Source organism: Phocaeicola coprophilus DSM 18228 = JCM 13818 (assembly GCF_000157915.1).
In the GTDB taxonomy this organism is placed as follows: domain Bacteria; phylum Bacteroidota; class Bacteroidia; order Bacteroidales; family Bacteroidaceae; genus Phocaeicola; species Phocaeicola coprophilus.
In genome coordinates this window covers 343,268-355,181 of sequence record NZ_EQ973632.1, presented here as the reverse complement: position 1 = coordinate 355,181, position 11,914 = coordinate 343,268, and the positions used below count along the sequence as shown (strand labels likewise).

Here is an 11,914-nt window from a genome sequence, read left to right as displayed (position 1 = left end):
CTGTGGCGAACGCCGTACATGGAGAAAAGAATGCATATTAAGAAATTGAGAAAAGGCTGCCTCTTGCGGGCGGGAATCCTGGCCACTCTCCTTTGCGGGCCGGGATTCGCTACGGAAGCAAAGGCACAGTTCAACCTGGGCATGACGGGGAGACTGATGGCTCCGACAGCGGAAATGAACGAAACGGGAACATTCATGATCGGAGGAAACTTCATGCCGGAGAAGGGAAATCCCTTCGGTTACCATACGGGAAACTACTTCGTGGACTTCACCCTGTTTTCCTTTCTGGAACTGGCTTACCGCGAAACGCTGCTGAAAACAACGTACATGACCAGCAAGCCGAAGTTCAACCAGCAGGACCGCTCGTTCTCGCTGAAGGTGCGGGTGCTGAAGGAAGGGAAATACCGCCCTGCCCTGTCCATCGGGGCGCACGACCCGTACAAAAATCTGGGAAATAATTACTACCGGGGAATCTACGGAGTGGCTACCAAGCATCTGGATCTGAAAGGCAACGTGCTGATGCTGACAGTGGGATACCTGGGATGGACGGGTGACCGGAACGTCCTGCAGGACGGGGTGTTCGGCAGTGTGTCGTTCAGCCCGGTGTGGTGCCGGAATCTGTCGGTCATGGCGGAATATGATACGCACCAGGTGAATCTGGGGCTTTCGGCAAAGCTGTGGAAGCACCTGTCGCTGAATGCATTTACGGAAGGTTTTGACTGCATAGCAGGAGGAGTGAGATATGAATGTACACTGTGGCATTAGACGGTTCATCCTGCTGGCAGCCCTGACGGGACTGGCAGGAAACATACGGGCGCAACTGGCGGAGAAGCTGGAAGCGGCGGGCATGGAGAATGTGAAGGCGGTGCGTACGGAACAGGGCTGGGTGGCTTCGTTCGAAGACCGGCTCTACCGGAGCAGCTATGAGGGCGTGGGAAAGGCAGTGGAAGCGGCACTGGCCTGCGAAACGGCCGGTCAGGAAACGGTTCTGGTGGTGACGGACGAGAACGGGATCCCGGTGCTCCGGATCGGTCTGCCCGGAGAGGTGGCGGAGAGTTACCGCGCCGGAAACTGCGGACTGAAGGAGGTGTTCGGGGCCATGACGCTGGATACGGAAACGGACGAGGCGCTGAAGGCGCTGAAGGGAACGGAAACACGGAACCGCAGCAGCTGGAAACCGGATCTGTGCGTGTATCCGCAGGTGTTTCTGGAGAATACCAGTTTTGACAAGCTGTACCGGTACAGCATCTCGCTGGCTCCGGCACTGGAAATGCCGCTCTGGAAAGGGGCGGAACTGACGGCACAGGTGATCTTCCCCATCGTGGGCAACCAGCAGGGGGAACTGAAGCAGATCCGTCCGGGTGTGGTGGCTCTGAAACAGGGCTTCTACTGGAAACGGAACTGGAGAACGACCATAGAAGCGGGACTGCTGACCAACCACCGCATGGGGGGCCAGGTGAAGGCTTCGTGGAGAAACCGGGACGGACGGTGGGAACTGGGAGGACGGCTGGGACTGACGGTCTACTCGCTCATCGACAACCAGGGATGGACGGTGACCAACCGGCCGAAAGTGAATGCGGGGGTGTATGCACGGGCGTATATCCCGGTATGGAACACGGAGGTGACCGTGGAGGGGAACCGCTTCGTATATGGTGACTACGGAGTGAAGGGGGATCTGACACGCCACTTCGGGGAATATACCGTGGGCCTGTACGGAATCTATACGGGCGGCATGGTGAACGGGGGATTCAGCTTTGCCATTCCCCTGCCCGGCCGCAAATACAAGCGCTGGAAGGGCATGCGGGTGAAACCGGCGGATTATTTCTCATACACCTACAGCATGGTGGCCTGGGGAGAATACATCGACCGGAACCTGGGAAGGGACTACCAGACACAGCCCGGGGAAAACCGCAGCAAGGGATTCTACCAGCCGGACTTTATCAAGGATTTTTTAATCAAACATACAAACAACTAATCATTAATTTTTTAACAAACAAAAATGAAAAAGAGAGAAATCTATGCAATGGCTCTGTTGCTGATGGCAACCGGAGCCGGATTGAGTTCTTGTTCTGTGAGTGACAACGAAAAGGCTCCTGAGGAGGTCGAAGACCCGATCAAGGATGTGGTGGAATACTACATCGTGGGCCAGGTAATGGAAAACAACCAGGGACTGGCAGGTGCCAGCGTCACTGTGGAAGGTGCTGAAGCCGTAACAACGGATGCAACCGGACAGTTCAGAGTGGCTGTAAGCGACAAGAAGGCTTATGCCATCACCGTACAGAAGGACGGATACCTGAGCGCTGAATCCAGCGTAACGGTTCCTTCGGGTGCCAGCAACCGTGACAGCTATGCCATCAGCCTGAACCTGACCAAGAAGTCGGCTGCCGTAGCGCTGAACAAGAACAACGATACAACCGTGGTAACAGACGGTGCTGTCGTTGACGGTATCGAGGATATCCAGGAAGCAGGTGTGGAAGTGCCGCACGATGCCATCACGGAAGACAAGACTGAAGTGACCGTTACTCCGTATGTGCCGGAACAGGCTGCTGCTACCGTAAGCCAGATCAAGGACGGTACTTCCATCATGAACGTGTATGTGGAAACCAGCAAGGATGTGGACGGAAAGAATGCAATCATTGCTGTCAGCAACCCGACTACCAGCAATACCAACTTTGAAGATGTAGTGGTTTACAAGAAAGCTGCCGGATCAAGAGCAGATGCCCAGGGCTTTGAAAAGCTGGGTAAAGCTACTTATGATGCAAATACTAAGAGCTACCAGTTCAAACTGGCAGACGGTACACTGAGCGGTGACTACTCATTCCGTGTCACTCCGACCAGACAGGAAAGCGGTTCAGGTACGGAAGTGGTTGAAGGTGCTGAAGGCAAGGTGGACAACAGCGGTAACTTCGCTGCACTGACTGACATCCAGATCAGCTACGAAGCTCCGATGGGATGGAGCTACACCACTACTCCGGAAAGCGTAATGGGAAGCGACAAGGGACTGGCCTCACTGATCAACAATGCCGTTGCAGCAACAGAAGGTGCTTCCGGCGTATATAAAGTGAGCTACTCTACCAAGACCAACGTGAGCGGCAACAGCATCATGTACTGGAGCGTGAAGAGTGCATACAGCAACGTGGACTATACCTTCAAGATGAACAACGGCAGCAAGACCGTGAAACTGAAGAAGTATACCGGTTCTGTATTCAGCTACCGCAACGAAACTGCCAACCAGCACTCAGGCGGTACAAGCACTGCTTCGCTGTAAGAACCGGAAATAACGGATTGATGAAAAAGCGGGAGGGGCGGTCCGGCAAGAAGGACGCCCTCCCCTTATGAACTGAATTGACCTAATTTAATTATAAAAAATATGTCACTGAAATCTTTTTTATCCAGCAGAGCCGGAAAGAACTTTTATAATGTATGCTACTGCTGGGGAGCTTGTCTGGTAATTCTGGGCGCCGTGATGAAAATCATGCACGCACCGTATGACAATGTCTTTCTGATGATCGGTCTGTGTACCGAAGTGTTTATCTTCTTTATCTCTGCTTTCGACGAACCGAGCCGCGAGTACAAATGGGACCGGGTATATCCGGTGCTGAACGACAAGAACGCTGTTACGGATCCGAAACTGGGAAACAGCAACGTCGGAAAAACAACTGCCAAAAGTGCTGCCTGCAGACGGGCTATCGACCAACTGAACAAGAATGTAGACACGCTGAACGAACTCTATATCAACAAGCTCAACGATCTGTACGAAGCTCAAATCAAACAGCTGAAGAACGGTGCATCGGCCGACAGCATGCAGGAATCTACCCGCAAGCTGGCTGACGAAATCGCCGCACTGAACGAGAAGTACAAAAAGATGTTGGACGCAATGAACTAATGACAGACTATGGCTAATTATAAATTGCCTCCAAGGCAAAAAATGATCAACCTGCTGTACATCATCCTGATCGCCATGCTGGCTATCAACATTTCAAGTGATGTTCTGGACGGTTTCCATACGGCCAGCAAAGACATGCAACGGAATGTGGAAGGACTGAAAACGTACAACAGCGTACTGAGCAAGGCCGCAGCTGACCGGGGAATGGCGGAACAGGCACAACTGCTGGAAGGACAGGCGAACGAAATGGCCGGACTGATTGACGATCTGAAAAAGGCAATCAAGGAAGAGACCAAACGGAACAGCCTGACCGAAAAGGGCATGGATGCCGATGATGACCTGAACGCCGTGGAAACCGTGATGCTGGGCAACAACATGGAAAAGGCAACCTTGCTGAAAAACAAAATCGAACAGCTGAAGGAATCCTGTCTGAAACTGACTCAGGACCCGAACGTGAAAGGCTATGTGGAGAATCTTCTCGCTACCCAACCCCTGAAAGAGGGAAACAACTGGGAGAAGGAGCACTTCGACAACCTGCCGACCATCGGGGCTTTCATGATGCTGAACAAGGTGGAAAAGGATGCATGGCTGGCTGTCAACGAAACACTCAAGGGCATGGGACAGACTGGAAACGACAGCCTGCAGACCGTGCAGACTCCGACAGTGGACATTGACAACAACCTGATCAAGGCGCTGGTGAACCAGCTGGAGCAGAACAACAGGAACCGACAGGCTGAAGCTGCTGCCAGGGTGGTGAAAGAAGACAACGGACAGATCAAGGCCATGGTTTTCGCTGAAAACAAGGCTCCGCTCTTTGCCAACTATGAGAACGTGATCAACATCACCGTGGCTTCCAGCCAGGCCGGAGACGTGAAGGTGGACATGACCGGCGGACGCGTGAAGAAGGCGGGTAACCACTATGTGGCTGTCCCCGACGGAAAGCATCCGGAAACAACGCTCACCATCCGGCAGAACGGCAAGGTGCTGGCCAGAACTTCATACAAGGTGATGCAGCTGCCCGCTCCTGCTCCTTACCTGACGTATACAACCGAGAAGGGTAAAGTGAGAGAGTACAGAAGCAATGTGCCTCTGAACGGCAGAGAACTGGCTACCATCAGCGAAATCAAGCTGAAAATGGAAGCCGGTATCGACACGAAGGAGCATATCAGCGGATTTGACATGATCGTCATCAAGAACGGAAACAAGACCGTCATGACGGAACATGCCAACAGCGGAAAACTGACCGCAGAAATGAAGAAAATGATCGGAAACGTAGTCAAAGGGGACAAGCTGTTCTTTACAAACATCACCGTGAAGGGTAATCTGAGCCCTGCACGCCAGGTGGTTTCCCTGAACGTAATCCCCATGTAACTAACTTTAATGATTGACTGAAAATGATGAAGAAAAGTTTGATACTGGCAGCTTGTGCTGCCCTGATCACCGTGGGTGCCAACGCGCAAGAGACGGAAACATTCCACAAATACAACTGGTTCGTGACCGGTGGCGTAAACACGGAGGCTTTCATGAACACGGACGGATATGTCACTGCTACCGGAAAAATCGGTGCCGGTCTCTGGATCAATCCGTGGGCAGGACTGAAACTGGAAGGTGTGGCCGGAAACACTCACCTGCTGACGGACAGCCGGGGACAGGTGTTCGGTGGTCATCTGACCTACATGACTCATCTGTATGGAGGCAAGAAATACAGACCGTTTAACCTGAATGCCGTGCTGGGCATGGGATTCTATCACCATAAATTCGGCGATATCCTGCAGAAATATTCATACATGAATATCCTGACCGGAAATCTGGGTATCCAGGCCGTGTACAACATCACTCCGAAATGGAGCGTGTACGTGGAACCGGGAATCGCCCTGCAGCCGAAATATTATGACGTGAACGACAAGGACAAGCTGACTGTTTCGGCTTATCTGAGCGCAGGAATCACCTACTCGTTCAACAACCTGTTTGACAACATCAGCAAAGGTAAGTCCAAAGAGGCGGCTGCCAAACCGGTGAACAGTGCAGAAATTGACCGGATGAACCAGCAGATCAACGACATGAGAGCTCAGATCGAAGGTCTGCAGAACGAACTGGAAAAATCGAAGGTGGTGGATGCCAGAAAGAAGGTGGTACTGGAACCGATGCGTGAAATGCCGGCTGTCAACATTCAGTTTGACACCATGGGCGACTACCTGAACGAACAGGAAGCTGCGAAGCTGGATGACATCGGCGTATGGATGCAGGATCATCCGAACAGCATCAGTGTAGTGCCGTTTGCCGACTCTCAGGCAGATGTAGCTTTAGAAAAGGAACTGAAACAGAAACGTGTGGATGCGATCACCAAAGTGCTGACTGAAAAGTACGGCATCGACCGGAAACGTATCCTGACGGCTTCTGCTGAGGAACTGGGATATGTGAACAAGACTCAGGCGGCTGCCATGATCATTTTCATGAGCGAATAAGCCGATGAAGTTTCCTGAATAAATACCGGAGCCGGTCAGCCCAGCCGGCAGACCGGCTCCGGTTGTATAAAAACGAGAACTGTATTGACTATGGAAGAAAAAAAAGAATTGAAGGTAAGTCCGGCTCTGCTGCAATATACGTACCGGAAACTGCTGGAATTCCTGCAGAAAAACCACAATTTCACCCGGGAAGGGCTGAACCGTGTAAGCCTGTCGGAAATTCTGGATTCTAACGAAAAGTATCTTTGCATGGCCGTAAGGAAATACTCCAAGGAGAAGACGCTCAAGAAGCTGATCGAAGGGATGCGGATGAAATACGCAGCTTCCCTGTTGCTGGAGTACATGAATTATCCGGTGGACGAGATCGCACGGATGTGCGGCATCGAATCGCGCTGTACTTTTTACCGGGCTTTTCAGCGGCAGTATCACTGTACACCGGCGGAGTACCGGCAGCAGTATTATCCGCTTGACGAGATGAATGAGACGGAAGAGACGGAAGAAACCGGACCGACGGACAAGAACCTGAAAACGGAGCCGACCCTGATCGGCATGGAACTTTCAAACCTGAAACAGTTATGATTATTGCAATAGATTTTGACGGAACAATCGTGGAACACCGGTATCCGGAAATCGGCAGAGAGCTGCCGTTCGCCATTGAGACACTGAAAACGCTCCAGCGGGAAGGACACCGGCTGATCCTGTGGAGTGTGCGGGAAGGCAGGCTGCTGGATGAAGCAGTGGAATTCTGCAAGGCCCGGGGACTGGAATTTTATGCGGTGAACCGGAACTATCCGGAGGAAAAGGCAGGACATGATCATTTCTCGCGCAAGCTGAAGGCGGATCTGTTCATTGACGACAGAAACCTGGGTGGAATGATGGACTGGGGAATCATTTACCGGATCGTCAAGGAACGAATCAGTCTGAACGAACTGGTAGCGGACTGTCTGGCGGATGATACCGGACGGGAAAAGGACCGGAAAAAGCGCAAAGGGCTGCTGGGAAAACTGTTTTCCTGAATGACCCTCTGACAGGCCGCATACGGGCGGCAGGAAAAAGCCAGTGAACGGCAGAGGAGCCGGAAAGGAAAGGGATTGTTTGGCAAAGTAAGAAATCTTTTGCATCTTTGCGGAGAATTGTGTAACGGAACTGCGGTTCTGAAGTAAAAACTTAACCAAACTATAAAGGAATGAAACTGAAATATGTAGGAATTCTCTGCATGACGGTTTGCACGGCTTACGGACAGGCGCACGGCCAATCGCCGGAATGGGAATATCGCATAGAGGCAGGTGCCACGGCGGGAACGGGCACGTATGCTCCCCTGTGGTTCACATCCAACCGCTACGGGCTGGGTACTACAGCTCCGAACTCCGGATATCTGCGGGCTGGAATCGGATATCATCAGACTTTAAATAAAGGATGGCAGATTGATGCTGCCCTGGATCTGGCCGGCACGGTCAACCACGGAGCGGATACCAGAGGTATGGGTTTCGTGGTGCAGCAGGCTTATGCGGATCTGACATGGAAGGCGCTCCGGCTGAGTATCGGAAGCAAGGAACGGGGGGCTTTTCCTCTGGAAAGAAATACGTCTCTGAGCAGTGGGGCTATGGTGGAAGGACCGAATGCGCGTCCGGTACCCCAGGTGCGGATTGACATCAGGGATTATCTGAATGTCCCGGGTACGGGCGGATGGCTGGCTTTCAAGGGCCATCTGGCATACGGTGCCTTTACGGACAACAAGTGGCAGAAGGAGTTTACTGCCGCGGGAAACAAATATATTCAGGATCTGCTGTATCACAGCAAGTCGCTGCTGCTCCGGCTGGGAAACCGGGAGAAACTGCCGGTGGAGTTTGAATTTGGTCTGCTGATGGCCACACAGTTCGGCGGGGATCAGTATGAGAAGCAGGCTGACGGAAGCGGCAAGCTGACACTGGACATGCCCAGCAACGCCAAAGCTTTCTGGAAGGCGTTCTTCCCACAGGCGGGAGGAAGTGATACTCCGGAGGGAGAACAGGTGAATGTGGAAGGCAACATGCTGGGAAGCTGGAACTTCGCCCTGAACGGCTATGTGGGTGACTGGACACTGCGGGCTTATCTGGAGCATTATTTTGAGGATACGTCGCAGATGTTCTGGGAATACGGACGCTGGAAGGACGGTCTGATCGGTCTGGAAGTGACTCTCCCGAAAAACCGCTGGCTGAGTACGGCTGTCTGGGAAGGGCTGTGTACGAAGGATCAGAGCGGTCCGCTGCTGTACGACGGATTCTGGGGACAATTCCCGGAATATCAGATCAGCGCCTGCGACAGTTATTACAATCACTATCTGTACGGAGCCTGGCAGCATGCAGGCATGGGCATGGGAAATCCTCTCCTGCCGGGACCGGCTTACAACGACGGAAAAATCACATTCAGAAGCAACCGGGTACGGGCGCATCATCTGGGACTGACCGGACAGCCGGCTGAGGAATGGAACTGGCGGGTACTGATTTCATTTGCCCGTCACTGGGGTACGTATGAAAACCCGCTGGACAAGCAGCGCAAGCAGTTCAGTTCGCTGTGGGAGGTGACATATGCTCCGGAACGTTTCAAGGGATGGAGTGCTTCCGTAGCTCTGGGAATGGACCGGGGAAATTACCTGGGCAATTCCACCGGAGGAATGATCACCCTGCGAAAGACGGGAAAGTTCTAAAGCGGAACGGAAACGGACCGGCAAATGATCACTGAATGTAAAAACCTGAAAGATATGAAGACAACGATAAAAAGAACAATGCACTACGGGCTTGTCTGTCTGCTGCTCTGTCTGCTGGCAGGCTGCAAGAAAGCTCCGATGAACAGCAACATAGAAGGATTCTGGCAACTGCTGGAGTTCACCACACAGGCGGACGGAGAAACTCATCCCTGCAACCGTATCTATTACAGCATCCAGCTTTGGGTGGCAGAGGTATCGGAACGTGGCGGAGATCTGGGAGCCGGTTCGTTCCGGGGACGGTACCGCTATGACGAGGAGACGAATACCGTCACCCTGAAAGAAATGAGTACCTATGCAACCCCGGAAAATTCACGTCCGGCTACGCAGGAAGAGCTTCATCCCTTCGGACTGGACAGTACGGATACGACTTTCGACGTCATCAAGGCAGACGGGAAATGGCTGATCCTGAAATCGGATTATGCGACACTGACCCTGAAGCGTTTCTAAAAAATAAATCTGATTATGAAACAATCGAATGAAAAGGTGAAGCTGGTACAGACACGGGACGGCAAGAACTTTCTGCTGCCGTTTATTCTGATCACTTCCCTGTTCTTTCTGTGGGGATTTGCCCACAGTATTCTGGACGTACTGAACAAGCATTTTCAAGATGCACTGGGAATCACCAGGACACGGTCTGCCCTGATTCAGGCAGTAGTGTACGGAGGGTATTTCCTGATGGCCCTGCCTGCCGGAAACATTATCCGGCGCTACGGCTACCGGGCAGGAGTGCTTACGGGACTGCTGCTGTACGGCATCGGTGCCCTGCTCTTCATTCCGGGAGAACGGATCATGAGTTTTGAGTTCTTCCTGTTCTCTCTCTTTATTATCGGCTGCGGACTGACTTGTCTGGAAACTGCCGCCAATCCGTACGTGACCGTACTGGGAGAACCGGAGTCGGCAGAACGCCGCATCAACCTGGCTCAGTCGTTCAACGGACTGGGATGGATCTGCGGACCGCTGGCAGGCGGTCTGTTTCTGTTTTCTGAAAACGGGGAAAGCGGAAGCATCTCGACTCCTTATGCCATCATCGGGGTTATCGTGCTGCTGGTGGCTCTTTTCTTCTCCCGGATCCGGTTGCCGGAGATCGGCATGAACCAGCCGGCAGAAACGGAGGTACAGACCGGCGGAGAAGCTGCCGGCTCGCTCTGGAGTCACCGGAACTTTACGTGGGGACTGGTCGCCCTGTTTCTTTACGTGGCAGCCCAGACGGGTATCAACAGCTTTTTCATCAACTACGTGACGGAACATGCCGGCATCACGGCACGGGAAGCTTCGCTGTGGCTGTCGTTCGGAGGAATGAGCATGTTCATGGCCGGACGCATGGGAGGAAGCTGGATCATGAGATTCATACGGGCCGAACGGCTGCTGGTGTTCTGCGGAGCGGGAGCAACAGTGACCATGATTCTGATTCTCTTCGGCAGCGGAATGTCGGCCATCGGTGCATTTTTCTTCTGCTTTTTGTGTGAATCAATCATGTTTCCTACTATCTTTGCCCTGGCGATCCGGGGAACAGGCACCCATACCAAACGGGCTTCCTCCTTTCTGATCATGTCGATCGTAGGTGGAGCTGTCGCACCGCTGGCCATGGGATACATTGCCGACCACGCATCGATGGCACTGGGATTTGTCGTACCGCTGGGATGTTTCCTTTACATCACGCTGTATGCCGTGACTTATCCCCGGAAGAAACAATAGAAAAGAATAACCTCTAAAATATGAAACCATGAGAAAAGTGGCTCTGATCACCGGGATCACCGGACAGGACGGCTCCTATCTGGCTGAATTTCTAATTGAAAAAGGATATGAAGTACACGGCATTCTCCGCCGTTCGTCTTCATTCAACACGGCACGCATCGAACATCTGTATCTGGATGAATGGGTGCGCGACATGAAACAGAAACGTCTGGTGAACCTGCACTGGGGAGACATGACGGACTCCAGTTCACTGATCCGAATCATCGGAGACATTCATCCGACGGAAATCTACAACCTGGCTGCACAAAGCCACGTAAAGGTGTCATTCGACGTGCCGGAATATACGGCTGAAGCGGATGCTGTGGGAACACTCCGCCTGCTGGAGGCTGTGCGTATCTGCGGTCTGGAAAAGACTTGCCGGGTATATCAGGCTTCTACCTCGGAACTGTTCGGAAAGGTGCAGGAAGTTCCGCAGAAGGAAACGACACCGTTTTATCCGCGTTCTCCGTACGGAGTGGCCAAGCAATACGGATTCTGGATTACCAAGAATTACCGCGAGAGCTACGGGATGTTTGCCGTGAACGGTATCCTGTTCAACCACGAGAGTGAACGGCGCGGAGAGACTTTCGTGACCCGCAAAATCACCCTGGCTGCAGCCCGTATCAAACAGGGATTCCAGGACAAGCTGTATCTGGGAAATCTGGATGCCCGCCGTGACTGGGGATATGCCAAAGATTACGTGGAATGTATGTGGCTGATCCTGCAGCACGAAACTCCGGAAGATTTCGTCATTGCCACCGGTGAAATGCATACCGTACGGGAATTCTGTACGCTGGCTTTCCACTACCTGGGCATTGAACTGAAATGGGAAGGCAGCGGCGTGGACGAGAAAGGAATCGACACGGCTACCGGCAAAGTGCTGGTGGAAGTGGATCCGAAGTATTTCCGTCCCTGCGAAGTGGAACAGCTGCTGGGTGATCCGACCAAGGCACGTGAACTGCTGGGATGGAACCCCACCAAGACTCCGTTCAGTGAACTGGTGCGCATCATGGTGGAACACGATATGCGCTTCGTGAAAAAACTGCATCTGAAAGCTCAATTAGATTAATAAGATATCATGCT

General features: G+C 52.7%; 12 protein-coding genes. All 12 read left to right on the top strand.

What is annotated here, in order from left to right; genetic code table 11:
- The first annotated feature begins 30 nt into the window (after positions 1–30).
- Positions 31–765: a YjbH domain-containing protein gene (locus tag BACCOPRO_RS03115; RefSeq protein WP_040311086.1), complete on the top strand. Its 735-nt coding sequence runs from the start codon at positions 31–33 to the stop codon at positions 763–765.
- A complete protein-coding gene (locus tag BACCOPRO_RS03110) occupies positions 743–1,975 on the top strand; it encodes a YjbH domain-containing protein (RefSeq protein ID WP_008140834.1) in 1,233 nt (410 codons plus the stop codon). Before BACCOPRO_RS03115 ends, BACCOPRO_RS03110 begins: the two co-directional genes overlap by 23 nt.
- Before the next feature lie 24 nt (positions 1,976–1,999).
- A complete protein-coding gene (locus BACCOPRO_RS03105; protein ID WP_008140832.1) occupies positions 2,000–3,268 on the top strand; it encodes a carboxypeptidase regulatory-like domain-containing protein in 1,269 nt (422 codons plus the stop codon).
- Positions 3,269–3,370: 102 nt separating this feature from the next.
- Entirely contained in the window at positions 3,371–3,886 is a 516-nt protein-coding gene (gene porL, locus BACCOPRO_RS03100) for a type IX secretion system motor protein PorL/GldL (RefSeq protein ID WP_040311084.1), read from the top strand.
- Positions 3,887–3,895: 9 nt separating this feature from the next.
- Positions 3,896–5,257 (top strand): type IX secretion system motor protein PorM/GldM, encoded by a 1,362-nt coding sequence (gene porM / locus BACCOPRO_RS03095; RefSeq protein WP_008140829.1) that lies wholly within the window; start codon positions 3,896–3,898, stop codon positions 5,255–5,257.
- A 23-nt stretch (positions 5,258–5,280) separates the two neighbouring features.
- Positions 5,281–6,351 (top strand): porin family protein, encoded by a 1,071-nt coding sequence (locus tag BACCOPRO_RS03090; protein WP_008140827.1) that lies wholly within the window; start codon positions 5,281–5,283, stop codon positions 6,349–6,351.
- Between the two features lie 90 nt (positions 6,352–6,441).
- Entirely contained in the window at positions 6,442–6,930 is a 489-nt protein-coding gene (locus BACCOPRO_RS03085) for a helix-turn-helix domain-containing protein (protein ID WP_008140825.1), read from the top strand.
- Complete coding sequence (locus BACCOPRO_RS03080) at positions 6,927–7,367, top strand: BT0820 family HAD-type phosphatase (protein WP_008140823.1); 441 nt, start codon at positions 6,927–6,929, stop codon at positions 7,365–7,367. The genes BACCOPRO_RS03085 and BACCOPRO_RS03080 overlap by 4 nt, the downstream gene beginning before the upstream one ends.
- 170 nt (positions 7,368–7,537) lie before the next feature.
- Positions 7,538–9,037, top strand: a complete 1,500-nt coding sequence (locus BACCOPRO_RS03075) for a capsule assembly Wzi family protein (RefSeq protein WP_008140821.1) — start codon at positions 7,538–7,540, stop codon at positions 9,035–9,037.
- Positions 9,038–9,091: 54 nt separating this feature from the next.
- Positions 9,092–9,544 (top strand): lipocalin-like domain-containing protein, encoded by a 453-nt coding sequence (locus tag BACCOPRO_RS03070; protein WP_246497785.1) that lies wholly within the window; start codon positions 9,092–9,094, stop codon positions 9,542–9,544.
- 15 nt (positions 9,545–9,559) lie between these two features.
- A complete protein-coding gene (locus BACCOPRO_RS03065; protein ID WP_008140817.1) occupies positions 9,560–10,792 on the top strand; it encodes a sugar MFS transporter in 1,233 nt (410 codons plus the stop codon).
- Positions 10,793–10,820: 28 nt separating this feature from the next.
- Complete coding sequence (gmd, locus tag BACCOPRO_RS03060) at positions 10,821–11,900, top strand: GDP-mannose 4,6-dehydratase (RefSeq protein WP_008140815.1); 1,080 nt, start codon at positions 10,821–10,823, stop codon at positions 11,898–11,900.
- The last annotated feature ends 14 nt before the right edge of the window (positions 11,901–11,914 follow it).